General features: G+C 61.6%; 23 protein-coding genes, 1 tRNA gene and 1 pseudogene. 19 read left to right on the top strand and 6 right to left on the bottom strand.

What is annotated here, in order from left to right; genetic code table 11:
- Positions 1-68 precede the first annotated feature (68 nt).
- From H4O11_RS04465 to H4O11_RS04425, 9 genes and pseudogenes are all read left to right on the top strand, one after another.
- Positions 69-440 (top strand): diacylglycerol kinase, encoded by a 372-nt coding sequence (locus H4O11_RS04465; protein WP_101098476.1) that lies wholly within the window; start codon positions 69-71, stop codon positions 438-440.
- Positions 441-548: 108 nt separating this feature from the next.
- Positions 549-896: a hypothetical protein gene (locus H4O11_RS04460; RefSeq protein WP_046272799.1), complete on the top strand. Its 348-nt coding sequence runs from the start codon at positions 549-551 to the stop codon at positions 894-896.
- 56 nt (positions 897-952) lie between these two features.
- Positions 953-2,206 (top strand): TolC family protein, encoded by a 1,254-nt coding sequence (locus tag H4O11_RS04455; RefSeq protein ID WP_182338194.1) that lies wholly within the window; start codon positions 953-955, stop codon positions 2,204-2,206.
- Positions 2,203-3,456 (top strand): efflux RND transporter periplasmic adaptor subunit, encoded by a 1,254-nt coding sequence (locus tag H4O11_RS04450; protein ID WP_182338193.1) that lies wholly within the window; start codon positions 2,203-2,205, stop codon positions 3,454-3,456. The genes H4O11_RS04455 and H4O11_RS04450 overlap by 4 nt, the downstream gene beginning before the upstream one ends.
- A gap of 15 nt (positions 3,457-3,471) precedes the next feature.
- On the top strand, positions 3,472-6,708 hold the full coding sequence (locus tag H4O11_RS04445) for an efflux RND transporter permease subunit (RefSeq protein WP_182338192.1): 3,237 nt from the start codon (positions 3,472-3,474) through the stop codon (positions 6,706-6,708).
- Between the two features lie 78 nt (positions 6,709-6,786).
- A complete protein-coding gene (locus tag H4O11_RS04440) occupies positions 6,787-9,246 on the top strand; it encodes a heavy metal translocating P-type ATPase (protein WP_102789636.1) in 2,460 nt (819 codons plus the stop codon).
- A 1-nt stretch (position 9,247) separates the two neighbouring features.
- Positions 9,248-9,985, top strand: a complete 738-nt coding sequence (locus H4O11_RS04435; RefSeq protein WP_080341495.1) for a response regulator transcription factor — start codon at positions 9,248-9,250, stop codon at positions 9,983-9,985.
- Positions 9,986-10,885: 900 nt separating this feature from the next.
- Positions 10,886-11,137, top strand: a pseudogene (locus tag H4O11_RS04430) (transposase); the annotation flags it as partial.
- A gap of 21 nt (positions 11,138-11,158) precedes the next feature.
- Positions 11,159-12,028 carry an MBL fold metallo-hydrolase gene (locus H4O11_RS04425; RefSeq protein WP_232767548.1) on the top strand — a complete coding sequence of 290 codons (870 nt, stop codon included), beginning with the start codon at positions 11,159-11,161 and terminating at the stop codon, positions 12,026-12,028.
- 248 nt (positions 12,029-12,276) lie between these two features.
- Here H4O11_RS04425 and H4O11_RS19435 read toward each other — a convergent pair whose 3' ends face one another.
- On the bottom strand, positions 12,277-12,408 hold the full coding sequence (locus H4O11_RS19435; RefSeq protein ID WP_269801247.1) for a hypothetical protein: 132 nt from the start codon (positions 12,406-12,408) through the stop codon (positions 12,277-12,279).
- 114 nt (positions 12,409-12,522) lie between these two features.
- Positions 12,523-13,449: a DNA-binding protein gene (locus H4O11_RS04420; RefSeq protein WP_182338191.1), complete on the bottom strand. Its 927-nt coding sequence runs from the start codon at positions 13,447-13,449 to the stop codon at positions 12,523-12,525.
- 101 nt (positions 13,450-13,550) lie between these two features.
- Here H4O11_RS04420 and H4O11_RS04415 point away from each other — a divergent pair, with 101 nt between their 5' ends.
- The 9 genes from H4O11_RS04415 to H4O11_RS04380 all read left to right on the top strand — a co-directional run bounded on the left by H4O11_RS04415 (position 13,551) and on the right by H4O11_RS04380 (position 22,403).
- A complete protein-coding gene (locus H4O11_RS04415) occupies positions 13,551-14,288 on the top strand; it encodes a site-specific integrase (protein ID WP_182338190.1) in 738 nt (245 codons plus the stop codon).
- 80 nt (positions 14,289-14,368) lie between these two features.
- Complete coding sequence (locus H4O11_RS04410; protein ID WP_074058992.1) at positions 14,369-14,920, top strand: 3'-5' exoribonuclease; 552 nt, start codon at positions 14,369-14,371, stop codon at positions 14,918-14,920.
- Between the two features lie 92 nt (positions 14,921-15,012).
- Positions 15,013-15,115 (top strand) — tRNA-Ile (locus H4O11_RS04405).
- A 605-nt stretch (positions 15,116-15,720) separates the two neighbouring features.
- Positions 15,721-16,110, top strand: coding sequence for a hypothetical protein (locus H4O11_RS04400; RefSeq protein WP_224096875.1), 390 nt, complete (start codon positions 15,721-15,723; stop codon positions 16,108-16,110).
- 24 nt (positions 16,111-16,134) lie between these two features.
- Positions 16,135-17,493, top strand: coding sequence for a TolC family protein (locus H4O11_RS04395; protein ID WP_224096874.1), 1,359 nt, complete (start codon positions 16,135-16,137; stop codon positions 17,491-17,493).
- A complete protein-coding gene (locus H4O11_RS04390) occupies positions 17,490-18,491 on the top strand; it encodes a heavy metal-binding domain-containing protein (protein WP_224096873.1) in 1,002 nt (333 codons plus the stop codon). Before H4O11_RS04395 ends, H4O11_RS04390 begins: the two co-directional genes overlap by 4 nt.
- Entirely contained in the window at positions 18,464-19,003 is a 540-nt protein-coding gene (locus H4O11_RS19525; RefSeq protein ID WP_421115963.1) for a heavy metal-binding domain-containing protein, read from the top strand. Before H4O11_RS04390 ends, H4O11_RS19525 begins: the two co-directional genes overlap by 28 nt.
- A complete protein-coding gene (locus tag H4O11_RS04385; protein ID WP_425505992.1) occupies positions 19,000-21,495 on the top strand; it encodes an efflux RND transporter permease subunit in 2,496 nt (831 codons plus the stop codon). The genes H4O11_RS19525 and H4O11_RS04385 overlap by 4 nt, the downstream gene beginning before the upstream one ends.
- Before the next feature lie 107 nt (positions 21,496-21,602).
- Positions 21,603-22,403 (top strand): efflux RND transporter permease subunit, encoded by an 801-nt coding sequence (locus H4O11_RS04380; RefSeq protein ID WP_425505991.1) that lies wholly within the window; start codon positions 21,603-21,605, stop codon positions 22,401-22,403.
- Positions 22,404-22,507: 104 nt separating this feature from the next.
- Here the strand turns inward: H4O11_RS04380 and H4O11_RS04375 are convergent, their stop codons facing one another.
- Together H4O11_RS04375 and H4O11_RS04370 are read right to left on the bottom strand one after the other, a co-directional pair.
- Entirely contained in the window at positions 22,508-23,338 is an 831-nt protein-coding gene (locus H4O11_RS04375) for a DUF4198 domain-containing protein (protein WP_182338189.1), read from the bottom strand.
- A gap of 26 nt (positions 23,339-23,364) precedes the next feature.
- Complete coding sequence (locus H4O11_RS04370; protein ID WP_005413409.1) at positions 23,365-23,652, bottom strand: TonB-dependent receptor; 288 nt, start codon at positions 23,650-23,652, stop codon at positions 23,365-23,367.
- 88 nt (positions 23,653-23,740) lie between these two features.
- Between H4O11_RS04370 and H4O11_RS04365 the strand changes: the two genes are divergently transcribed.
- Complete coding sequence (locus H4O11_RS04365) at positions 23,741-23,929, top strand: arginase family protein (RefSeq protein WP_187756563.1); 189 nt, start codon at positions 23,741-23,743, stop codon at positions 23,927-23,929.
- Between the two features lie 29 nt (positions 23,930-23,958).
- On the opposite strand, the gene H4O11_RS04360 is transcribed toward H4O11_RS04365, so the two are convergent.
- Entirely contained in the window at positions 23,959-24,510 is a 552-nt protein-coding gene (locus H4O11_RS04360; RefSeq protein ID WP_005995733.1) for a DUF305 domain-containing protein, read from the bottom strand.
- Between the two features lie 74 nt (positions 24,511-24,584).
- Positions 24,585-24,860, bottom strand: coding sequence for a hypothetical protein (locus H4O11_RS04355; protein ID WP_005413412.1), 276 nt, complete (start codon positions 24,858-24,860; stop codon positions 24,585-24,587).
- Between the last annotated feature and the right edge of the window lies 1 nt (position 24,861).

Raw genomic sequence — 24,861 nt, 5'->3', positions numbered from 1 at the left:
GACAACGAGCACGCTGCTGGAAGCGCCCAGCAGCGGCTCTTGGGGTCCTAAATTAAGGAAGCAACGCAGTGGCAGATATGTACGGTCATCGTCCGCGGAGCATTGCCCGCGTCTTCAAGGCGCTCCGCTGGTCCCTCCAAGGACTACGATCAGCTTGGCTGCATGAATCCTCGTTTCGACTCGAGGTTGTCGCGGCCGTGGTGGCACTACCGGCAGCGATTCTGCTGGGCCACTCAGCGGTAGAGCGAGCACTTCTAATGGGGAGCGTGCTGGCTGTGCTGGCCTTGGAGCTGCTGAACTCCGCCATCGAAGCGGTTATCGAACGCTACGGCCCAGAGATCCATGAGCTGGCCGGTCGCGCCAAAGACATGGGTTCGGGCGCTGTGTTCGTGGCTCTTTGCAACGTGGCGCTCATTTGGGCCCTGGTTCTGCTGGGTTGACCCTCTAGGCACCCTAACCTGAACAGGACCCGACAGCGCGTCCGGTGTCGTAACTGTAGTATTTCTATGTAATTGTATCCGTCCAGACGAGGTTGCTAGCCTTCCCCCATGCGTCGCTCTCTGCCCGCCATCCGTATGTACCTGATGCTGCTGCTTCTGGCGGTGTTCGTGGTCGTGCCCGTGGCTGAGGCATTGGCATGCGCGCAGGAGGCTCCAGCCACCGTAGGTGACATGCACGGCGTCTCAGGCGAATCGGACCAGGACCCCGGCAAGGGCAAGGATTCGTCTGGCGCCGATGCCTGTGGCCATGGGCATTGCCACCATTCAACGGCAAGCCTGCCAACTGCCGGTCACGATGATCTCTTCGCCGATGGCCGGATCTCGCTGCACAGTACCAAGCACGCGGACGTCTACGCGTTCCGACTCGACGGTCCCATGCGCCCCCCCCGTATCTGATCTGGCTCTGCCCCGCACTTGCGGGTCATTCGCTCAGATAATTTACGGGAGTTTTTATGTCGATTTTGACAGGCCGGTCGCTTTCAGCGACCGGGTTGGCTGTGGCTATTCTGTTGGCGTTGGTGCCAACCGGACATGTGGCTGCTCAAACTGCACCATCTTACGAATCGTTGCTTTCTCGCTTGGACCAGATGCCTGCGACCGTCCAGGGCGTCGCGCTGGCTGAGGCCGCCGAGGCGCGGGTACAACAGGCTCGGGCACTACCCAATCCAACGGTCTCCATCGAAGCGGAAAATGCATACGGCACGGGACCCTATAAAGGCTTTTCCAACGCTGACAGCATTGTCACGCTTTCCCAGCCATTGGAGATCTGGGGTCAACGAGGGGCCCGAGTGCGCGCCGCGCGTGCGGAGGCAGGCGCGGCAGGCTTACGGGGTGATCTGATGCGCAGTGACGCAGCCGGGCGCTTGGCGGCAACATATGCCGAAGCAGAGGCTGCGTTGCGCCGTTATGAACTGGCCAGCGAAGCATTGGCGTTGATTGAACAGGACGCTAAGGCCGTGGCTGCGATGGTCAGCGAGGGCCGTGAGCCCAACCTGCGCGGTGTGCAGGCACGGAGCGAGGTCGCCAATGCGAAGGCAAGCCTGGATGAGGCCGAGGCCTACCGGGATGCGGCGCTTGCGCGCCTGGCCGGGGTGTCCTTGGTGGACAGTCCCCTGACCGACATCGGTGAAAGCCTGCTTGACCGCGTGCCCTCTCACCCAGTCGCTATTGAGGCACCCCCGCTTGCCGTTCGCATTGCACAGGCTGAAGCGGAGGCCTCCGGTCGCCTTATAGATGTCGAGCGCAAGCGTGCCTTGCCACAATTGAGTGCGTCCGTGGCTCAGACGCGCTTCCGCCAAGCAGGCGACCAGGCCTACAACGTGGGCATCAGCCTTTCGATCCCCCTATTTGACCGTAACCGCGGTGCGATCCAGGCCGCCTACGCGGAACAACGTGCTGCCGAAGCGGTTCTGGTTGCTCAGAAGAGTGACAGTGAAGCAGCCCGCTTGGGGGCAGTTGCGAGTCTCAAAGCATCCAACAGCCGCGCACGGGCCGCAGATGAGAGCGTACAAGCTGCAGACGAAGCCTATCGGCTGGCCCGCATCGGATTCGAGGCAGGTCGTATATCGCAATTGGAGCTGCGTAGCACGCGATCAACCCTGATCGCTGCTCGTGGCAGTGCTGTGGATGCCCGTCTTAGCCGGGTGGCAGCAGAAATCGACCTCGCCCGCCTTGAAGGGCGCGCACCGTTTGTGGAGGCAAAATGAACAAGTACGGAAACAAAACGCTCATCGGAGCGACGCTGTTGGCTACCTTGCTGATGACCGGCGGGCTGACCGCATGCAGTGACGGTGCCCAGGAGGATGCTAAATCCAGTGGTGCCCAGGCAGAGAAGCCGGCTGGCAAGGATGACGGTCACGACGATCACACAGCTGACGCTAAGCCGGGCTCCGCCGAGGCGCACAGTGAGGGTGATGGCGATGGCGATCACGGCGAAGAGGAGGCCGAGGAAGGTGTAGTCAAGCTGACCCCTGACCAGATCAAGGCTTCTGGCATCGGCGTGGTGGCTGTCGGGCGCGGCGGTGGCGCATCGACCCGCCTAGCTGGGCGCGTCGAGCCGGCCATCGGGGGGCGTGCTGCGATCGCATCAACGGTCACCGGCCGCGTTGAACGCGTGCTTGTTGCACCTGGTACGGCCGTCAAGAGCAACCAGCCCCTGGTGATCGTTGTCAGTGGAGAAGCCGCGACGTTCAAGGCCGCCGCTACTGCCGCAGCGGCGGAGGCCGAAGCCATCCGCCTGGCCTACGGCCGCGATAAATCCCTTGTCGAGCAAGGCGTAGTGGCACGCCAGGAGCTGGAGGCGTCGCGTGCGCGATCTTTGGCCGCGGATGCTGCCGCTAGTGCTGCACGTGCGCAGGTTGCGGCCAGCGGGTCTCCGGACAGTTCCGGCCGGGTGACCATCTCGAGTCCTGTCGCTGGCTTGGTTGGCAACGTCCAAGTGACGCCCGGTGGCGTCGTCTCAGCTGGGACGCTTGTTGCGGAGGTTTCCAATCCCGACATGAATGAACTCGTATTCACTGCACCGCCAGCACTGGCCACTCTCGCGGTGCCCGGAATGAAGCTGGAAGTGACTGGCCCGGGCGGAAGCTTCGAAGCTGAGGTCATTGCCGCCGCTGCGAATGTGATGCAGCAGGGCGGCACTGCGACCATTCGCGCCAAACCAATTTCGGAGAAGTTGCCACCGGCCGGCTCCCCCGTTTCGGCCGTCATCATCGCCGATGGCGCCGCCGGAGGCATGAGCGTGCCGGCAGATGCGGTCCAAAGCGTTGATGGCAGAAGTGTTGTCTTCGTTGCCGTCGAGGGTGGTTTCAAGGCAACGCCGGTACTCGCTGGCCGTCGTGCAGGTAATCGAATCGAAATCCTTAGCGGCCTGACGGGTAGTGAGCGCCTCGTAGGCGCCAATGCCTTCCTGCTCAAGGCCGAACTGGCCAAGGGTGAAGCCGAGCACGGCCACTAAGGGAACTCATACACCATGTTCAAGATCATCATTGAAGCAGCGGTCAAGTTCCGCTGGCTCGTGGTGTTTCTGGCTGCATTGATTGCCTGCTTTGGCTTGTTCCAACTGAGCAAGCTGCCAGTCGATGCTGTACCAGATATCACCAACCGCCAAGTTCAGATCAATACCATCGCACCTGCCCTTACTCCGGAGCAGATTGAGCGCCAGGTTACCTATCCTCTGGAAACGGCCTTGGCCGGAATCCCGGGTCTGAACACCACTCGTTCCCTGTCACGCAATGGCTTCTCTCAGGTCACGGCGATCTTTACTGATCAGACCGACATCTATTTCGCCCGCCAGCAGGTGGCAGAGCGGATGCGGGAGGCTGCCGGAGATCTGCCCGAGGGCGTGTCCCCCATGCTCTCCCCGGTTACAACCGGGCTGGGCGAGGTTCTCATGTGGACGGTGGACTTCAAGCCATTTGACCCCAAGAAGCTAGCCAAGCCCGGCCAGGCTGGCTGGCAAGAAGGTGAGGTTTACCTGACACCAGAGGGCGATCGACTTGGAACCGCCCAGGAGCGCGCAACGTACCTGCGTACTGTCCAGGACTGGATCATCGCACCACAGATGCGCTCCAGCCCCGGCCTGGCCGGTGTTGATACCGTAGGTGGCTACGTCAAGGAATACGGCATCTACCCCGACAGCGCTCGACTGGCGGCATACAACCTGGGTCTGGCCGATTTGGTCCAAGCTCTGGAACGCTCCAACGTCCAGGCTGGTGCCGGTTTCGTCCAGCGTGCGGGCGAAGGACTGGTCGTTCGGGCCGACGGCCTTGCCCTGACGACCGACGACCTGGCTCAGTCGCCGGTTGCCACCAAGGACGGCGTGGTGATCCGGGTGGCCGATGTTGCCGAGGTCGGGATGGGGCGCGCCCCACGGCTTGGTGCAGCTAGCCGAAACGGTCATGAGGCAGTACTGGGCACGGCACTCATGATCGCTGGCGGCAACAGCCGCACCGTCGCTCAAGCTGCTGCTGAGCGTCTGGCACAGGTCAATGAATCCCTACCCGCCGAGATCTTCGCAGAGCCAGTGCTGGACCGTAGTGTGCTGGTTAACTCCACTGTCAAGACTGTCGCCAAGAACCTAACCGAAGGTGCCCTGCTGGTCGTCGTTGTGCTGTTCCTGCTGCTAGGCAACCTGCGTGCGGCAGCCATCACCGCCTTGGTTATTCCGCTGTCGTTCCTGTTCGCTGTTATCGGCATGAACAAGTTCGGTATCAGCGGCAACCTGATGAGCTTGGGAGCGCTGGACTTCGGCATCCTTGTAGATGGCGCGGTAATTGTGATCGAGTCCACCCTGCTGATGCTTGGGAAGAGGCGTGCCGAACTTGGCCGACCCCTCAATGCAATGGAGCGACTGCGTGTGGCCGCCGACTCGGCGAGGAAGATGGCGCGTCCTGCAGCGTTCGGCCAGGTGATCATCCTGTTGGTCTTCGCACCGATCCTTACGTTGGAAGGTGTGGAAGGCAAGACCTTCCACCCGATGGCCGCCACCTTCATGCTCGCCCTCGTTGGCGCGTTCATCTTCTCCTTTACCTTCGTACCGGCGATGGCTGCCCTGCTGGTCAGGGAACCCAAGCTCCATGCGAATAAGGAGGGACACGAGGGCGACCAGGACGAAGAACATGAGACAGCAATCATCCGCGTCCTGCGCGGCCGTATTGAACCGGCGATCCAAGCGGCGATTCGTAGGCCCAAGGCAGTGTTCGCTAGCGCCCTTTTGATGCTCGGGATGGGCGTGGTCGGCTTTACGATGCTGGGTCGAGAGTTCATGCCAACCCTTGATGAGGGAAACCTCGCCATGCAGGCATTGCGTGTGCCATCGACGTCGCTTGAGCAATCGTTGGCTATGCAGTTGGCGCTGGAGAAGGCTATTGCTGCTGAACCAGAGGTCGTGACGGTCTTCTCGCGGACCGGTACCGCAGAAGCAGCTATCGACCCCATGCCGACCAACATCTCCGACAGTGTGATCGTACTTAAGCCAAGAAAGGAGTGGCCAGACTCTTCCCTGAGCAAGGAGGATCTGATTGCGAGGTTTGAAAAGATCGCCGCCTCGCAGATAGGCAACAGCTTTGAATTCAGCCAGCCCATCGAGCTGCGCTTCAATGAGCTGATCTCAGGTGTACGTACGGACTTGGCCGTCATGATCTACGGCGACAACTTCGAGCAACTGCAAGCTGTTGCCGACCAGATCGCGCTGAAGCTAAGAAACGTTCAGGGCTCGGCAGATGTCCGTGTTGAGCAGATTTCCGGCCTACCCACCCTCAATGTGGCGATCGATCATCTTGCAGCTGCGCAGTATGGCCTCACGGCGGCGGACGTAAGCGACGCGCTTTCAACCGGTATTGGCGGCGCCGCGGCAGGCAAGATCTTCGAGGGTGACCGCCGGTTCGATGTTGTTGTTCGCCTCAGCGACGACGCACGCAATGACCCCGATCAGCTCGCATCGCTGCCGATTGCAACGCCTACTGGGGGCATCGTCCCGCTCTCCTCTGTCGCACGCATCGAGATCAGCGAGGGGCCGAACCAGATCAGTCGAAACAACGGAAGCCGCCGTGTCGTGGTGCAGGCAAATGTTCGCGGTCGTGACTTGGGCGGGTTTGTGGGAGAGGCCCAGGCGGCGGTGAAGGACGTACAGCTTCCACCGGGCGCGCACATGACGTGGGGCGGTCAGTTCGAGAACTTGCAGCGGGCTGAAAAGCGACTCATGACAGTTGTTCCGATTGTCTTCCTGCTGATCGGCAGCCTCCTGTTCATGGCATTGGGCAGTGCAAAGGAGGCGGGTTTGGTGTTCACCTGCGTCCCGCTTGCCCTAGTTGGCGGAATTCTCGCATTGCTGGTGCGTGGTATGCCGTTCTCGGTATCGGCCGCTGTCGGATTCATCGCTGTATCGGGTGTTGCGACGCTGAACGGATTGGTGCTCATGCAAGCCATCAGAGAGAGGCTTGATGCTGGTGACAGTCCACTGATCGCGGCAATGAACGGCGCCGGCAGCCGAATTCGCGCTGTCGTGACCACCGCGCTGGTGGCGATCGTCGGCTTCATTCCTATGGCCATTGCCAGTGGGTCTGGCGCTGAGGTGCAGAAGCCTCTCGCGACGGTGGTCATTGGCGGCCTGTTGACCGCCACAGTGCTCACACTGCTTGTGCTGCCGACATTTGCGGGCCGTTTGTCCAAGCCAGATCCCAAAGGGCAACCGGAAACTGCCCACTGATTGATGGAATGTTTGGGTCCGGCAGCGCATCTGCCTGCCGGACTTCCCGATCCATTCTTATGACGTTGGAGGGAACACATGAACCTGACCACAGAAATCGAACTGCCGCTACTACTCCCAGGCGTCGCTCGCGACGACAGCTGCGTGCAGAGGCTGGTCGATGGCCTTGAGGAAATGAACGGAGTATCGCGCGTGCACGCGTGCGAGGGTGGCGAGGGAGCTCTCGGAATGCTCTGCATTCATTACAACCCCGAGATCGTCTCGCTTCAGCGAGTGCGAGAGGTGGCGGCATCCATGGGCGTTGAGTTGGGTGATCGGTATGGCCACCTTTTCTTGGAGCTTGGTTCGGCCGTTCACGCACGAAAGGCAAGGACAATTGCGGCGCAAGTGCAGGCCGTACCAGGCGTCATTGAAGCCACCACCAGCCCAGCTGGCGGCATAAGTATCGAGTACGAGAGAGCCAAGACAGGCGAGGCGGAGCTGAGAGCGAAGCTTGACGCGCTGGGTGTAGCGCAAGAGCCACCGAGTCCGAGGGGAGATTTGAAGGATCAGCGCGAAGGACACGATCACAAGGACGGACAGGACCCCGGTCATTCCCACGGGGGCCTCCTGGGTGGCAATAGTGAGCTGATCTTCTCACTTGCTTGCGGCCTGCTCCTGATCGTGGGATTTGCGATTGAAAAGCTTGGGTTGACCCAAACGCCCTGGATTCCCACAGCGTTTTACGTAGCAGCCTACGTCTTTGGCGGCTGGTTCACGCTTGGCGAGGCGATCGGGAATATCAAGCTAAAGCGCTTTGAGATCGATACGCTGATGCTGGTTGCAGCGGCAGGCGCAGCCGCGCTCGGCGCATGGGCCGAAGGCGCTTTGCTTCTGTTCCTCTTCAGTCTCGGTCACGCCCTTGAACATTACGCGATGGGCCGGGCGAAGCGTGCGATCGAAGCTCTCGCCAAGCTTGCCCCTGAGACCGCCAAGGTACTGAGGGATGGACGGGTGGTTGAAGTCCGGGTTGAAGCCTTGATACCTGGAGACGTCGTGGTCGTACGTCCCAATGACCGGATGCCGGCGGACGGATTCGTTATCAAAGGGGCTAGCAGCGTTGACCAAGCCCCTGTCACCGGGGAAAGCATCCCGGTCGATAAGCTGGCAGTCAGTGACCCTGCCCTGGCACGGGTTCGGTCTGATTCGGTGGCAATGGAGTCACGTGTTTTCGCCGGCACTATCAATGGCTCTGGCGCCTTGGAGGTTGAAGTCACGCGTAGATCAGGGGAATCCGCCCTCGCTCGCGTCGTCAAGATGGTAAGTGAGGCTGAGACGAGGAAGTCGCCCACGCAGCGCTTTACGGACAAGTTCGAGAGAGTGTTCGTTCCTGCGGTATTGATTCTGGCTGCACTCCTTCTCTTCTCCTGGGTTGTGGTTGATGAGCCATTCCGTGACAGCTTCTATCGTGCTATGGCAGTTTTGGTAGCAGCGAGCCCCTGCGCACTGGCCATAGCCACGCCAAGTGCTGTTCTGGCGGGGATCGCAAGAGCCGCACGTGGTGGTGTACTCATCAAAGGTGGAGCGCCGCTCGAAGAGTTAGGAATGATCCGCGCCATCGCGTTTGACAAGACCGGAACGCTCACCCAAGGCAAGCCGCGCATCACCGATATCAAGGTCATGCAGGGGGCAACGGAGAAAGAGTTGCTCCAAATTGCGGTGGCCGTAGAGGCCCTCAGTGACCACCCGTTAGCTGCAGCCATCGTTCGCGACGGGAGCGCTCGACTGGGCGACATCCAGGTGACGGGCGCGACGGATCTTACGAACTTTGCGGGGAGCGGCGTTCAGGCAAAAGTGAACGGCATCAGCGCCTGGATCGGAAAAGCAGAGATGTTCGGTAACGGTAGCATTGGAGCTCTCACCACTGACGCGCAGTCTGCTATCGATGTACTGCGCGAAGCTGGGAGAACGACCATGGCGGTTCGCCTGGGCGACCGGGACCTGGGCATCATCGGGCTGATGGACACGCCGCGCCCAGAGGCACGTGAGGCATTGGAAAAGTTACGGAGCTTGGGCATCCAGCGGATGATCATGATCTCCGGTGACCATCAGACTGTTGCCCAAGCTGTAGCAAGGGACGTCGGTTTGGACGAGGCATGGGGCAATCTCATGCCCGACGATAAGGTAAAGGCGATCCGTCAATTAAAAGAGACGGAGCGGGTGGCGATGGTGGGCGACGGCGTAAATGACGCACCTGCAATGGCCAGTGCAAGTGTGGGTATTGCGATGGGAGCGGCCTCTTCCGATGTCGCGCTGGAGACTGCTGATGTTGCCCTCATGTCCGAGGACCTGAAACAGGTTGCCTTCGCTGTGGAGCTCAGTCGTCGCACCCGAGGGGTGATCCGTCAGAACGTCTATGTCAGCCTTGGCGTTGTCGCACTGCTCGTTCCAGCCACAATCATGGGTCTTGGCATTGGTCCCGCCGTAGCCGTGCACGAGGGCTCGACGTTGCTGGTGGTGTTCAATGCCCTTCGGCTTCTCGGCTACCGTCAGTCCTGACATGCGCCTTCTTGTCATTGACCGTGATCTCCGGGTTGCCAAGGCGATTTTCGAGTATTTCGAGTGCAGGGGGCATCAGCTCGATGCTGCGGGAGACGGCGTCACAGGGCTGCACCTTGCAGTGTCTAATACCTATGACGCAGTCGTCTTGGATTGGACGTTGCCGCGTATCGAAGGCCCTGATCTGATCAGCAAGCTGCGGTCTGAGCATGGTGTATCGGTACCAGTTCTGATGCTTACTGAGAGGCGGGAGCTGTCCGATAAAATTCGTGCCTTCCGTTCTGGGGCGGATGACTATGTAACCAAGCCATTTGACATCCCGGAATTGGAAGTCCGGCTTCAGGCGATAGTGAACCGCGCCCAAGGGCGTCCGGCCACCAGACGGCTGACAGTCGGTGGCCTTACTCTCGATCTGGCAACGTTGATAGCGACCAGGGAAGGAAGGCAGCTGCGGCTCTACCCTGGATCCCGAAAGTTGCTACAAGTTCTGATGCGGGCGAGCCCTTCGGCTGTGAGTCGCCAAGAGCTGGAGCACGCTTTATGGGGGGACGATCCGCCAGATCGGGACCTGCTCCGATCTCATATGTCCGCCCTCAGACGAAGCGTTGATGGGGGGTTCGACGAGAGGTTGATACATACGCTGCCACGCTTTGGCTATCGATTGGGGGCCGAGATGATCGTTTCGGGCTCGCCAAGAAGAGCCTGCACGTCGGATGTAGCAGCTCTATGCGAAAAGTAAGCCAAGCTGTATGGCCTATCGTGTCGTTCCTTGCGATGGCCACCTGGGGCGTGGTGGCTATGGAGCCTTTCGCGCCGGGACCGGAGGAGAGGATGCTCTGGATCCCAGCCTGTATCACGCTATCCAGCATGGCCGCAATGACGGTGGCTAGCCTTATTCAGGACATGTTTGCATTAGCCCGAAGAAGTTGGGGGCAGTTCCTGAGGAGATATCCCAGCGTGTGCCTTGAGGCACTGGTCTTGTTGGCGGCTCCATTCCTTCTTTACACGCAGCAGTCTGGTTGCCAGCTTCTGTGCCCCGCATTAACGGCAAGCCTTTTACTGATTCTTCTGTCGGCTGTAGAAACGCTTTCCACCTCGGTTGTCTTCAGGGTTCGCACTTCGCCGACGTCGTTGATAATGCTGGCGCATTCCGGTGCAGGCATGTTTGCGACGTATATGTTTACCAAGGGGCTGAAGGTTACCTCGCCCATTAGTCATTTCTGGTTCTTTGGCTCCGTCCTTATGAGTGGCGTGCTGTCTTTTCTCATTGCTCGGTTCTGGACCAACCTGCTCAGAGGTGCGACGGTGGGGTATTCAACTGTAGTTGAAAGGATCATTAGGACCTTCAGCGCGGAACCGTCTGCTGCCCAGTGGATTACAAGGCATGTGGTGACAGGGGGTAGGAAGCAGAAGGCAGCGAAAGGCCGATGCAGAACCATAAAACGCAAAAAGTAGCCAGACGTACGTCTCATCTGACGGCGTAACGGATGGCTCTCGTGAGGGCCGTTTAGCCGCCTGAGCCTTTTTTCTGCTTTCATCAACTGCGACCAATTATCATGGGCACAAAGGTTCTCATTGGACCGGCCAAGATTTCGTAGACATCTCAGAGCCATAAGCAATGGAAGCCAGAGAGGTGTCTATGGCGAGCAAGCAGTACACGGATGAGTTCAATGCCGAAGCGGTCAAGCAGGTTACCCAAAGGGGCTTTGCTGTAGCCGAGGTTGCCAAGCGGCTGGGGGTCTCATCCCACAGCCTTTACCAATGGCTCCGCAAGGCCAAGAGCGAGGCCTTGGCGGGCACACCAGAGGGGTCGATGTTGCCCACGCCCAAGGACTCAGCCGAGGTGCGTCGGTTGAAGGCCGAGGTGAAACGTCTGACTGAGGAGCGCGATCACTCCAATTAGAGAAGACATATGAAAATGCTGTCCCTTACACTTGGCACGCTTTCGGCGCTAGGCCTCCAGAGCAACGCAGATGCTGCAGGCGTCTCGGGCGCGACGACGTCGTTCCAGCAGATACGCAATGCCACGGCTAAGATTACGTATGGCGAAACCGTATTGCTGGTGGACCCTATGCTGGCCTCTAAAGGCGCCTATCCAGGCTTCCCGGAAACGTATCGCAATGAATTGCGCAACCCGACCGTCGAACTTCCCTTCGACACCGGTCAGGTGCTCAAGGGAGTGGATGCGGTGCTTGTGACACATACCCACTTGGATCATTGGGATCCCGCCGCTGAGTCGCTGATTCCGAAGCAGATGCCCGTATTCGTCCAAAACGAAGTTGACGCTAAGCTGCTGAGGGATAAGGGTTTCAAAGACGTCCGGATCCTGCGTCCGCGCGAAATTTTTGGCGGAGTGGCTATCTCCCGCACTGTGACTCAGCACGGCTCGGATTCAATGTACGCGATTGAGTCGCTGGCGAAGAGACTTGGCAGTGTTATGGGTTTGGTCTTTGAAAAGGCTGGTTCACCAACGATCTACCTTGCTGCTGATACCGTCTGGACGAATGAAGTACAGGATACGATCAATCGCTATAAACCGGATGTTATCGTCCTCAACACTGGCGATGCTCGCATCACGGGTTTTGATACGGGGATCATCATGAGTTCTGGGGATACACTTAGGGCGCACACGCTCGCCCCTAATGCGAAGATTGTGTCCGTGCATATGGATGCCGTGAACCACGCGACTGTCTCCCGCGCCGACCTGCGGCAGTACGTTATCGAAAATTCGCTCCAAGGCAGCGTCTTGATTCCTGAAGATGGTGAAACGCTCAAGTTTTGACCCCGCCACCTCTGGCGATGATGCGTTAGCGTTGGCCGCTGCAGCTGGATGGATCCTCTGCGTATGGGGCAGGGCGATAGCTTTGATTTTGCGCCGGCTCGAAGAAATAAGGCCGGCCACGGGATCAAGCTACTGCACATCTCGATAAATTCGGTAGACCAGCGGCGACCTCTAACGCAGGGGATGAGCTGAATGCTCAACGTGAGTATTGGCACATCATCGCCAAAGCCGGCCAGCGAATGGCATGCCTACTTGATCCAGATCCGGGCGCCGCCCTCCAGCTCAACGCAGTCGGGAGTCTCGACGGCATCGACCAGCGTGATCCATTTGAAGAGCTGCAATTCGACGCTGGGGATCCTGTTCACCTGGGCGTTGCTCATCATGGATCAGGTACCTCACGGGTCTATTGCGGCGAGTGGGATCCGGGGCAGGACTGCACCCTGCCCCGCTTGCGGATGATCGGGCTGGCCTAGCTAATCGCACCGGTCATCGGCCTACCCCGAGCGCGCCTTGCGGACCGGTTTTGCCTTGGTTCGCGCGGGCGCTGCCGGCGGTGTGAGTGCAGCGCGCACTTGCTCGGGCAGATCGCCCAAGCGCTCAAGCTGGCTGGCATAGGCGCTTGCCAGCGCGCTCTGGATGTCCCGGTCGCGCAGTGCCTGGGCGGTGGTCTGTTCAGCCTGCTGGCGGGCCGCGCTTAGGTTGCTGAGCTCACGCTGGTGCTGAAGGGATTGCGCGGTGACGCTGTGCTGGAGCTGCTGCAGCGCCTGGCGTGCCCGGTCCACCTCGGTCAGTGCGCGGTCTTCGGTGGCGCGGAGATGCGCCAGCAGCTCATCGCGCTCGGCGGTGTGCTGGTCGGCCTTCTGCGCCAGCTCGGCGCGCAGCGCGGCCACCTGTTCCTCCAGGAGTTCGTTGCGCGTGGAAGTGCCGTCGCGTTGGCGGCGCAGGTCGTCGCGCTCGTCGTGCAGCTGGCGCAACTGTTCGCGCAGGGCGGCGGCGCTGGTCTCAGCCGTACGGGCCTCGTGCTGGGCTTGAGTCAGCCGCTCCAGCGCTTGGGTGCGCTCATGCGCCAGCACGTCCTGCTGGCTGGCCACGGCGGCCTGCGCCGCGTGCAAATCGGCGCGTTCGCCAACCACCAAGGCCTGCGCGTGGTCGGCGGCGGCCTCTAGGGCGGCGGCCCAGCAGCGCTGCGCCAACGCGTCCACCTCCGTCGGCACGTCCGGGCGGCCCTGCTCGCGGGCGCGCTGCCGCAGGCGTGCGCCGACGCTGGCCCACCAGCTGTCCAAGTGACGGGTCACGGTATTGGGTGAACCGGTGCCCAGGTGGGCGCGGATGCGTTCCACCGTGGGGCGATCGCCTCCGGCGATGAGGTCGTCGGCGGCCTGATGGACGTCCAGCTCAGTGAGGCCCCGGGCCATAAACATGTCTCCAGCTGCGAAAAAGAACGAATCCGAGCGGTACATCCGATAATGTAGAATTATCGGATGTATCGACGCCAGCGTGTAGTGAGAGGTACATAGTACATATGAAAAACATCACTTCCATTACCGTTGATCGGAGTGTCGCCCTGCCCGATCCGGCCCGGCTGTCGGCGCAGGCCGCTACCGCCGCTGACCAGATCCTGGCGGCGGCGCACAGCGCCAATACCACCCGCAGTTACCGTACCGCCCTGCGCTACTGGGCCGGCTGGTACCAAGGCCGCTACGCTCAGCCGCTACGCCTGCCGCTGCCGTCGGCAACCGTGGTGCAATTCATCGTCGACCACGTGGCGCGCGACACCGCCGAGGGTGTGCGCTGGGAGTTGCCGGCCGCGCTGGACCAGGCGCTGGTGGCGGCCAAGTTGAAGAGCCGCCCTGGCCCGTGGCGGTTGGCCACCCTCACCCACCGCGTCTCGGTGCTGAGCAAGGTCCATCAGCTGCAGCACTTGGCCAATCCCCTCGACAGCGTCGAGGTGCGCCAGCTGCTGGTCAGCGCCCGCCGGACTGCGCATAAGCGTGGGGAGCGCCCACGCAAAAAGGCAGCGATCACACGGCTCGAGCTGCATGCGCTGCTGGCCACCTGCGGCCCCGGCTTGGCAGGCCTGCGCGATCGCGCCCTGCTCTACTTCGGCTTTTCCACTGGCGGTCGCCGTCGCAGCGAGGTGGCGGCAGCGACCCTGGCGCATCTGCGTGCCCTGCCCGAAGGCGGTTTTGTCTACCACCTGGACCAGGCTAAGACGAGGGCTGGCAGGGAATCGTTACGAGCACGGCCAGATCTTCGCTAACCGATTGATGGATCGCTGAATTCTACCCTCGGCCGCACTTCCAGGCTCGGCCCCCCGGGAAGCTGTGGCACCATTCAATCATGGCCACCACGTACTACTTCTTGGACACCGAGTGGGCCGATGTAACGGGCAGCGAGCTGGTGAGTCTGGCGCTGGTGAACGAAGGTGGAGACCGCCTTTTCTACGCTGAGCGAGCCAGCCTGCCCGAGGCTCCCACCGACTTCGTTCGTCAGAGCGTCTACCCGCTGCTCGACCGCGGCGACGCAGCCCTGCCGGATGCCGTCCTGACTACCGAGCTGCGCGCCTTCCTCAGCGAGACCGACGCGCTGGCGGTGATGGCGGATTTCCCGAACGATCTCCAGCTGCTGCGGTATGCACTGGATGGTTTTGAGCTACCCGATGACCAGGTTGCCGCATGCGGACCCCGGCCGGCCCCGGTCATGACATGCATGTCGAAGGAAGGCCTTCCTGGGCTGCTGGTCGAGGACTGGTTCGCAGCCCATCCGGAACATAGGGCCAGGCGCCACCATGCGTTGGTGGACGCGCAGGCCTTGCGGATGGCCTGGCTGGTGGCGACCGGCCGGATCTCTGCTCCGGCGTGGGCCCACTCCTACCGCCGCGCCCGGGGATAGCGGCATAGCGTCCATCCCCGGTATGCTTGCCCCATGAACCGCCTGAGCCAGCTCGACCCTCGAATACCGGCGTGATCGCATCGATCGATCACGCCCCTGTTGCTCATGTTGGTCAGAGGGCCGGCCTTATACCCCGGTGAGAGCACGCGCCAGATAAGCGCGTACACGTCGGTTCGATTCCGACCAGGGGCACCACCGTCAACGACGGAAAAATGCTTCTACTTGAGGGTCGGCAGGGATTCGTGAGAAAAACAGCCGAATCGGCTCTATCGCCATGATTCAACGAGGAAACACCCCTCGACGTCAACAGTTCGTGGATTACAGAGCTAGGCTTGATCGAACCAGAAGTCGCGTGACAGAGGCATTGCGGAAGTACTGCTCAGGCACGCGTGCCCTTCTTGAATATTGGATTCAAGAGTTTCCACGCTCCTGACCCAACGGAAACCCTCAACAAGAAGGCTCCGACAGTCGCCTGACCCATTGCAGTAGTTCCTAGTGCGGGATCGTCCGTCCAGCGTCGACGTCGGCCAAACCCTCGCGGGTCTGCCGATCCTTCTCCTCCTCGGTCAATTCCGGTATGTGATCGCCGCCGTGCTCCCTTCTGAGGCCGACACGCCAGCCGCCCCGGCCGCATCCCCCTGCTGCGGCGGATGCCACCGCTGAGTCCGCGCGATGGCTTGATCGTGATCAATGCCAGTCGGCCCCAAGAGGGCTAGACTGGCAATTATGAGAGCTCGCACGTCCCCTGCCCTGATCTGCCCAGCGTCCGCAGGCGCTGCTTCGGGCGTGCGGGAGCTGTCATGGTGAAGCTGCTGAGGCGATGGCGGCGACCCCGTCCTCGTGCCCGACTGGCATGGCTGGGACTGTGGGCGCTGCTGCTGCAACAACTGGCGCTGGTGGCCTACGCCTGTCCGCTGGAATCGGTGGATGCTGGACAAGCGACCCTGATGGTCGGTTGCGAAGAGATGTCCGCGCCGGATCCCGATGCTCCGGCGTTGTGCGACCAGCATTGCCAGCGCGATCACATCGCCACGGCCGATGCGAAGGCCCCTCAAGTGCCTTACCAGCCCGCGCTGGCCGCCTCCGCGCTCGTGCAGGCTCTGTTGCCACCGGTACACGCACGTTCTATCGGGATGTTCCGGTGTGCGTGTCCGATCCGCCCCCCCTGCAGCGCTTCTGTAGCCTGCTGATTTAAGCCCCTCCTGGATTGACCCGTGCTCGTGCTGCTTGTGTTGCAGCACGCTCGTTGTCGTTTGTCCGGAGGTCTTATGGAGATGTCCTTCTTTCTGCGTGCAAGACGCAGGATGGCGTGCGGGGTGTTGTTTGCCCTGGCGCTCAGTGGTCCTGTGGTGGCGGCACCGCCCGCTATCCCGATCAGCTATCCCGAAGCACTACAACAAGCGCTTGCTAACGCCCCTACCCTGCAGGTGCGCCGATCCCAGATCGATGCAAGTACCGAAGAAGCCGCGCGTGCCGGCGCGTTGCCCGATCCACGTCTGATCGTGGGGCTGGCGAACTGGCCCGTCAGCGGACCCGATGCCTTCAGTCTGCGGGCAGACGAGATGACCACCCAGCAAGTCGGGCTGATGCAGGAGTTTCCTGCCCGTGCGAAACGACGTGCCGAGCAAGCGCTGGCTCAAGCGACGCTGGCACAAGCGCGCTCACTGTCGATGGTCGAACAGCAGATGGTGGTCCAAGCGGCCGCGCAGGCCTGGATCGAGCTGCGGAGTACGCAGCAAGCCGTAGATGCGTTGGAAGGTTTGCGCGAGCCGGCGCGCATAGCCGAGCGTGCGGCGCGTGCTCGCTTGGCAGGTGGCACGGCCGGGGCCAGTGACGTGCTTGCCGCCCAGGCCGTCCTACTGCAGTTGGACAATCGCCTGGAGCAGGTACATGCGGAGCACGCCGCGGCGCAGGCCGGCCTGGCGCGGTGGTTGGGTATTGCACCAGAGGCGATCTTGGCCAGTGGTACGGCGCCGGATTTTTCGCAGTTGCCATTGGAGCCCACCCAACTGCTGGCCAACCTGGACCAGCACACACCACTACTGGGCTGGGAGGCACGCCAGAGCTTAGCCCAGGCCCAGGTGGATGCGGCCGTGGCCGAAACCCGCCCGGATTGGAGTGTGGAGCTCACCTACGGACGTCGCGAGCGCGCACTCGACGGCATGGCGCGCAGCGACATGCTCATGGTGGAAGTGGGCGTGGGCCTGCCGCTGTTCCAGAAGAACCGCCAAGCACGAGGCATCGTGGCACGACGGGCTGAGCTGGAGGCGGTGTCCGCAGAGCGCGATGAGGCCCGGCGCATCCAAGCCGAGTCGGTGCAACGCGCGATGGCGCGATGGCGCGGGTTAACCGGCCAGTTGGAGCGTCAGAACACGCAGAGCCTGCCTTTGGCGCGCGATCGCGCACGCACGGCGTTGGCCGCCTACGGCGCCGGTGCCGACCTGCAGCCGTGGCTGGAAGCGCGGCGCGATGAGATCGAATTGCAACTGGAGAACGCCCGTCTGCTGGGCGAACAGGGCCGTGCCTGGGCGGCACTGGCCTATCTGCTGCCCCATGAGGAGAACACGCCATGACCCCGACCAAGACGCGTCTCACACAGCTCGCCGTGGCCCTCGGGTTGCTGGCGCTCGGCTTTGCCAGCGGCTACGCCTGGATGACTCGAACCTCTGATTCCACCCCGCCCACCGGCACGAGCGGCGCAGGTCAAGCGCGCAAGGTGTTGTACTGGTACGACCCCATGGCGCCGGAGCAGCGATTCGACAAGCCGGGCAAATCTCCGTTCATGGATATGAAGTTGCTGCCCAAATACGCAGATGAGGCCATGGGCGGCGGAACGCAGATCAATCCGCGCCTGCAGCAGAACGTGGGCATACGCACTCAGGAAGTGACGGTAGAGTCACTAGGGACTGCTGTACGCGTGCCGGGCACACTGACGAGGGATCTGACCCAGGAAACCGTGGTCAGTGCGCGCACGGAAGGCTTGATCACCCACGTGCAGGTAAAGGCGCCGTTTACCGAGGTTCGTCGTGGTCAAGCGCTGGCCACCGTGCAGGCCCCGGCATGGAACGCGGCCATCGCCGAAGCACATACCCTGAGCCAAGCTCAGTCCGCGAGCGCGCGTGAGCTACAGGGTGCCGCGCAACAACGGTTGCGTTCGTTGGGTGTTCCTTCTGGCGCCTCGGCCAGAAGTGGCGTCGTGCTTGGCGCAGACCACAGTGGTGTCGTGACCGAGATCCTGGCACGCGAGGGGCAGACGGTGATACCCGGTACGCCACTGTTCAAGATCAATGGGCTGGACACGCTGTGGCTGGAGGCCTCGGTGCCCCAGGCAGCGCTGGGCACCTTGCGGCTGGGGACCTCAGTGCAGGCCACGGTCAATGCATGGCCGGCAGAGCGCTTTGGCGGACAGATCCAGGCGTTGCTTCCCCAGGTCGACATGGCTAGTCGCACGCAGCGGGCGCGAATTGTGCTGCGCAACCCGCAGCGTCGGCTGGTGCCGGGCATGTTCGCCGAGGTTCTGGTGCAGCCCGATGCGAGCAGGCCTTGCCAGTCGTTCCCACGGAGGCGCTGATTGCCACCGGGCGGGACAGCCGGGTCATCGTGCAGGATCCGGACGGGAGCTTCCGGCCAGTGCGGGTGAGTGCCGGACGTAGCGTGCAAGGGCGCACGCAGATCGTGGCAGGCTTGGCCGGTGGTGAACGCGTGGTGGTCTCGGGTCAGTTCCTGCTCGACTCTGAAGCCAATCTCTCCGGTGCGTTGGAGCGCCTGGGCGCTGCACAACCTACAAGCCCTGCCAGCGCATCAGGTGTACACGAGCGCCATGACGCCGGGCACGACGCACGCACTGTCGTGCCGTCACCGTCCAGACAGCCTGCGCCTGTCGCGCCAGAGACCTCCACCTCCACGCCGCCACGCTGCCCGGTGCAGTACTGGTATGACCCGATGGTGCCGGAGAAGCATTTCGACAAGCCGGGCAAGTCACCGTTCATGGATATGCAGTTGGTACCCAAGTTCGGCTCCGCCGCAGCCGCTGATTGCCAGGCAAGCGCCGTCATGTCCGAAGCGATGGAGGGCACGCCATGATCGCGCGCCTGATCCATGCTTGCATCGCCAATCGCGTGCTGGTGCTGGTTGCCGCCGCGCTGCTGGCGGTGGTCGGCATCTGGTCGATAAAGAACACGCCGCTGGATGCGCTGCCGGACCTGTCGGATACCCAAGTCATCATCCGCACGCAATGGGCTGGGCAAACCCCGCGTATCATCGAAGACCAAGTCACCTACCCGTTGGCCACCACGATGTTGTCCGTGCCGGGCGTGAAAGCGGTACGCGGCTTCTCCTTCTTCGGTGATTCGTTCGTCTACATCCTGTTTGACGATGCCACTGATCTGTACTGGGCTCGCTCTCGAGTGCTCGAGTACTTGAGCCAGGTGCGCGATCGACTTCCGCCGAATGTGAATCCGGCGCTGGGTCCTGATGCGACAGGGCTGGGCTGGATCTACCAGTACGCCTTGGTGGATCGGACCGGTCAACGTGATGTGGGGCAGCTGCGTGCGTTGCAGGACTGGTTTCTTCGTTATGAGCTAAAAACCGTGCCGGACGTGGCTGAAGTAGCCAGTGTGGGCGGTGCGGTGCGCGCCTGGCAGATCCAGCCGGATCCGCAGGCGTTGGCGGCCCGTGGACTGACGGTGGCCGAGCTCATCGAGGCGGTGGATGCGGCCAACGGCGCTACCGGGGGCTCCGTGATCGAACAAGGCGAAGCCGAACTGATGGTGCGTAGCGAAGGCTACCTGCGCACACAGGAGGCGTTCGAACAGGTGCCGGTAACCGGCAACGACGGCATCCCCGTCTTGCTCGGCGAGGTGGCCACGATCAGTCGCGGGCCGGTCTTCCGTCGTGGTATCGCAGAGTCGGATGGTCAAGGTGAGGTGGCCGGCGGCGTGATCGTCCTGCGGACCGGCAAGGATGCCTTGGGGGCCATTCGGAACGTCAAAGCGCGACTGCAGGCGTTGCAATCCAGCTTGCCCGAAGGCGTGGAAGTGGTGGCGGTGTACGACCGCTCCGAGCTAATCCAGGATGCGGTACGCAACCTCACCCATAAGCTTGGTGAAGAGTTCCTGGTCGTAGCGCTGGTATGCCTGCTGTTCCTGTGGCACCTACGCTCGGCGTTGGTGGCCGTCATCACCCTACCCTTGGGTATCCTAGCGGCCTTCATCGTGATGCACGCCCAGGGGATCTCCGCCAACTTGCTGTCGTTAGGAGGCATCGCCATCGCCATTGGTGCGATGGTCGATGCAGCGGTGGTGATGATCGAAAATGCACACAAGCATCTGGAGCACTGGCGGGAGGAGCACGGTCGGGAACCCCAGGGTGAGGAGCGCTGGCAGTTGATGGCCCGCTCGGCGGCCGAGGTCGGACCGGCCCTGTTCGCGAGCTTGCTGGTCATCACCCTATCCTTCGTGCCGGTTTTTGCCCTGCAGGCGCAGGAAGGGCGTTTATTCTCGCCCTTGGCCTACACCAAGACCTACGCGATGGCCGCCGCAGCAGGGTTGTCGGTGACCTTGATCCCCGTGCTGATGGGCTACCTGATCCGCGGCCACATCCGGCCGGAACAACAGAACCCCATAAATCGCATCCTGATCGCCGGATACCGGCCCATTCTGTTGTGGGTCCTCAAACATCCCGGTGTCACCTTGCTGCTCAGTGGCCTGCTGCTGGTGCTCACCTTGATCCCCTTTAGCCGGTTGGGCAGTGAATTCATGCCACCCTTGGAAGAAGGCAGCCTGCTGTACATGCCCACTGCGTTGCCAGGCCTGTCAGCCGACAAGGCGCGCCAGTTGCTTCAGCTCTCAGGACGGATGATCAAAACCGTACCGGAGGTCGAGCACGTGTTCGGCAAGGCCGGCCGTGCCGAAAGTGCGACCGATCCGGCACCTATGGAAATGTTTGAGACCACCGTGACCTTCAAGCCGCGGGATCAATGGCGCCCGGGCATGACCCTTCAGAAGCTACGCCAAGAGTTGGACGCCGCGGTCAAGATTCCCGGTCTAACCAATCTATGGGTACCGCCCATTCGCAATCGCATCGATATGTTGGCCACCGGCATCAAAAGCCCGATTGGGATCAAGGTCTCCGGACCAGATGTGGAGCAGATCGAGCGCCTGAGCCAGCAGATCGAGCAGGTGGCCAAGACTGTGCCCGGCGTGAGTTCGGCACTGGCCGAACGCGTCACCGGCGGGCGCTATGTCGATGTACAGGTGCGCCCGGAAATCGCTGCGCGTTATGGATTCACTCAAGGCCAACTCCAGCAACTGATTGCCACGGTCGTTGGCGGCGATCCAATCGGGGAAACGATCGAGGGGCGCGAGCGCTATCCCATCGTCTTGCGCTACCCCCGTGGCCAGCGCGACTCATTGCAGGCCTTGCAGGATCTGCCGCTGATCGCGCCAGGCGGTGTGCAACTGACCTTGAGCCAGGTGGCGGAGCTGTCAATCAGCCCAGGCCCGCCGATGCTCAAGAGCGATAACGGCCGGTTGGTGGGCTACATGGATTCACTCAAGGCCAACTCCAGCAACTGATTGCCACGGTCGTTGGCGGCGATCCAATCGGGGAAACGATCGAGGGGCGCGAGCGCTATCCCATCGTCTTGCGCTACCCCCGTGGCCAGCGCGACTCATTGCAGGCCTTGCAGGATCTGCCGCTGATCGCGCCAGGCGGTGTGCAACTGACCTTGAGCCAGGTGGCGGAGCTGTCAATCAGCCCAGGCCCGCCGATGCTCAAGAGCGATAACGGCCGGTTGGTGGGCTACATCTACGTCGATGTGGCCGATCGCGACTTAGGATCGGTGGTCCAGGACCTGCAAGCCGCGATGCAGACCCAGGTGAGTTTGCCTGCCGGCTATGGTCTGGCCTGGTCGGGGCAGTACGAGTATCTGCAACGGGCATTGGCACGCCTGCAATGGGTGGTGCCCGCGGCGTTGGCGATCATCTTCCTGGTCATCTGGATGGTGTTTCGCCGGCTCAGCGATGTATCCATCATCCTGCTCAGCTTGCCCTTGGCGTTGGTGGGCGGTTTCTGGTTGATCTGGGGGCTGGGCCATGCGATTTCGGTAGCCAGCATGATCGGATTCATCGCCCTGGGTGGCGTTGCGGCTGAGTTCGGCGTCATCATGTTGCTGTACCTGCGTCATGCTTGGGAGCAGCGCTTGGCCAGCGGTGCGCCGGAAGATGTGTCTACCCTGCAAGAGGCTATCTACGAAGGTGCCGTGCAGCGGGTGCGCCCGAAGGCGATGACGGTAGCCGTCATCCTGGCCGGGTTGTTTCCGCTGTTCGTTGGTGCCGGTGCCGGCTCGGAGGTCATGCAACGTATCGCCGCGCCGATGCTGGGTGGCATGCTCACCGCACCGGTGCTCTCTATGGTGGTGATTCCCGCAGCGTTCTATCTGGTGCGGCGACGTGGATTGCGCGCGGCGCGGGGCGACCAATGAGAGACAGACTGAGCACCTGAGGTCCGTCCCCACAAAAAGACGCGAGTCATGGAAGAAGTCATGACTGGCGTCAAAGGGGAGAGTACCGCCTACGTGCCTACTTGTCAGTGCCCGGCGTGCGGGGAAATCTCAAAGCTCAGCGACGCCCGATCCGACACAAAATCCAAAGCCTTTTGTGTAGAGGGCACCATGTGATTGGTGTGGATGTACCAGGTCTTGGCGGTGGTCACCTGGAAACTGGCTTGGCCTTGGGCATCGGTGCGCAGGAGCGTAGCGCTACCGTGCCCGCCCTTGACCGGTGCATCAGCACGATGACCGACGTACACGCGTAGGTTGGGCACTGGCGTGCCCTGCTGCAGCACTTGGAACGACAGCTGTTCGCCGACCTTCACGCTTCCAGGATTGCGGGCCAAGCGGATCTCCAACGGATAGCCCAGCGAGGCAGCGAAGTCGTCGGTCAGTTTCGTGCCCACCTGTCCAATGGCACGGGCATGCTTGGTATAGCTATAGGTGACCCCTTTGGGGAACTTGCTTGCGTCATAGGTGGCCAGCGTATCGGGCAAGTCTTCCAGCTCCAGGTACTTGCCGAACTCGCTGGCCGTACGTGTGCTGGTGGAAGCCATCGTCGAGACACCCAGCAGATAGGTGCCCTCGCCCGCCGGATGGACGGTGAGCTGGCTTTGCTTGCCGATCTCTTTCCAACTGGCCAGGTCCGGGGCGGCCTTGGCACCGTCCTGGCTCAGCGAAACGTCCTGTAGACGCGCTCGGGTGACTGCGCCAGCACTTTCATCGAAGGTGCCGTTGTTCACCAAGGCGGTGTTCGCCTCGCCCGCTGCGGTGCCAGGCTTGGAGAAAGCGACAAACAGGTCGTGCGCACCGGCACTGCCGGCCACAGCGAACAGCAGTAGTGTGGCGGATAGTTGCGTGTTTCTCATGATGTGTAGCTCCTCGTGATCGTGGCTTACCAGTGGTAACCAAAGCGGACATTCCAGCGACGACCCAGCAAGTCGTACGTCATGGTGTCGGTGTCGGTGTTGGGGTTGTTCTTCACGAACGGCGCCTTCTTATCGAGCACTTTTTCAACGCCGGCGGAGATATCCCATTTCTTCTTGATGCCGTAGCTCAGTTGCAGGCTGTGGTACACCACGCTGGACACATGCGAGCCGATCGTGTCGGGCACGGCGATGATGTCGTCCGCGCTGCCGATGTACTGCGCCGAATAGACGCCGGTCCAACGGTTCTTGCCCATACGCAGTGAGCCCAAGCCACGCCACTGGGTGTAGCTACCCAAGCCGCTGGTGATCTTGCCGGCGTACTCAATGGTGGTGGCCCCGGGCGTGAGCGCCCCCAACCCACGCGGGGTGAGTCTGGAGGTCCTGGAAGCCCTGCTGGATCTGGTCATGGCCTCGGGCAAGGTACGTGTGGTCGACGTGGCGGAACTGTGTCCGCCCCTGGATCCGGATCAAGCCACCGCACGTGTGGCCGCGCGTTTGATCCACCGAATGGTCAGTGCGCAGGCTCAGTGAAGTGATATCGGCTGGCAAAAGGCAGTGAGCTAACGGGAACGCTCAGCCAGCAACTGCTTCATTTGCGCGATCTCCTGTGTCTGCGAGGTAATAATGTCCTGGCAGAGCTTCACCAACTCAGGATCCTTCAGACGATTCTCCTCACACATCAGGATGGCGCCAGCGTGGTGGGGAATCATCGAACGGATGAACTGCTTGTCAGTGACCGCTGCTTGAGTGCGAATGCCCCACCAGCAGAACAGCATGAACGCCACCGTCAGACCAGCCAGAATCAGATTGCGTCGGCGATCGGGGTACATGCTGGACATTAGCCACAGCTCGATCAGCAGCATGGGAGCGGCCATCAGGCCCGCCATGTAGAACTGGTTGACGTTGTTATAGACGTTAGCCCACTGATCGACCATTGCGTACATCAATGCGTACATGGCCACGAAAGACAGGCCCATCATCAACAACAGGCGGCCGTAATGGCCTTGATGCCCTTGTTGTGCCTGGTGGGCAGGTTGGTGTGAGGCGTGCGGTTTTGCGTGCTGGGACTGCGGGTCTTGCGCGTTTTCGTGCGTACCGTGCGAAGAGGACATAACAATCTCCGTGGGAATGGCAGAACGGCGGAAGAACCCGGGAACTGTTGGAACAGCTCCCGGGCTGAGAACACTTACATACCCTTGCCGGCAGCGAATTCCTGCGGGCTCAGCTTGCCGTCTTTGTTGCTATCGAGCATGCCAAAGTGCGGCGCCAGCTTGTGCTTGGCCAGTTCTTCCTTGGACAGCGAGCCGTCCTTGTTGGCATCGAGCTTGGTGAAATCGGCATCGGCCGCCGCCGGCTTGTGCTGACCGTGGTCGGTGGTGGGCGTGGTGGTCTGGCCGCCGGCGAAGGCCGCGCCCGCCATCAGGAACAAGGCCATCATCGAGAGGGAGGCATAACGCTTCATT

Origin of the sequence: Stenotrophomonas tumulicola (assembly GCF_014117215.1) — a bacterium.
In the GTDB taxonomy this organism is placed as follows: domain Bacteria; phylum Pseudomonadota; class Gammaproteobacteria; order Xanthomonadales; family Xanthomonadaceae; genus Stenotrophomonas; species Stenotrophomonas tumulicola.
The sequence above is the reverse complement of the archived record's forward strand: the minus strand, read 5'-3'. Positions and strand labels throughout refer to the sequence as shown.

Coding starts and splice junctions, on each gene's coding strand:
- H4O11_RS04460 (WP_046272799.1), top strand. CDS start 549: ATGCGTCGCTCTCTGCCCGCCATCCGTATGTACCTGATGCTGCTGCTT.
- H4O11_RS04455 (WP_182338194.1), top strand. CDS start 953: ATGTCGATTTTGACAGGCCGGTCGCTTTCAGCGACCGGGTTGGCTGTG.
- H4O11_RS04450 (WP_182338193.1), top strand. CDS start 2,203: ATGAACAAGTACGGAAACAAAACGCTCATCGGAGCGACGCTGTTGGCT.
- H4O11_RS04445 (WP_182338192.1), top strand. CDS start 3,472: ATGTTCAAGATCATCATTGAAGCAGCGGTCAAGTTCCGCTGGCTCGTG.
- H4O11_RS04440 (WP_102789636.1), top strand. CDS start 6,787: ATGAACCTGACCACAGAAATCGAACTGCCGCTACTACTCCCAGGCGTC.
- H4O11_RS04435 (WP_080341495.1), top strand. CDS start 9,248: ATGCGCCTTCTTGTCATTGACCGTGATCTCCGGGTTGCCAAGGCGATT.
- H4O11_RS04425 (WP_232767548.1), top strand. CDS start 11,159: ATGAAAATGCTGTCCCTTACACTTGGCACGCTTTCGGCGCTAGGCCTC.
- H4O11_RS19435 (WP_269801247.1), bottom strand. CDS start 12,408: ATGAGCAACGCCCAGGTGAACAGGATCCCCAGCGTCGAATTGCAGCTC.
- H4O11_RS04420 (WP_182338191.1), bottom strand. CDS start 13,449: ATGTTTATGGCCCGGGGCCTCACTGAGCTGGACGTCCATCAGGCCGCC.
- H4O11_RS04415 (WP_182338190.1), top strand. CDS start 13,551: ATGAAAAACATCACTTCCATTACCGTTGATCGGAGTGTCGCCCTGCCC.
- H4O11_RS04410 (WP_074058992.1), top strand. CDS start 14,369: ATGGCCACCACGTACTACTTCTTGGACACCGAGTGGGCCGATGTAACG.
- H4O11_RS04400 (WP_224096875.1), top strand. CDS start 15,721: ATGGTGAAGCTGCTGAGGCGATGGCGGCGACCCCGTCCTCGTGCCCGA.
- H4O11_RS04390 (WP_224096873.1), top strand. CDS start 17,490: ATGACCCCGACCAAGACGCGTCTCACACAGCTCGCCGTGGCCCTCGGG.
- H4O11_RS04385 (WP_425505992.1), top strand. CDS start 19,000: ATGATCGCGCGCCTGATCCATGCTTGCATCGCCAATCGCGTGCTGGTG.
- H4O11_RS04375 (WP_182338189.1), bottom strand. CDS start 23,338: ATGAGAAACACGCAACTATCCGCCACACTACTGCTGTTCGCTGTGGCC.
- H4O11_RS04370 (WP_005413409.1), bottom strand. CDS start 23,652: ATGGGCAAGAACCGTTGGACCGGCGTCTATTCGGCGCAGTACATCGGC.
- H4O11_RS04360 (WP_005995733.1), bottom strand. CDS start 24,510: ATGTCCTCTTCGCACGGTACGCACGAAAACGCGCAAGACCCGCAGTCC.
- H4O11_RS04355 (WP_005413412.1), bottom strand. CDS start 24,860: ATGAAGCGTTATGCCTCCCTCTCGATGATGGCCTTGTTCCTGATGGCG.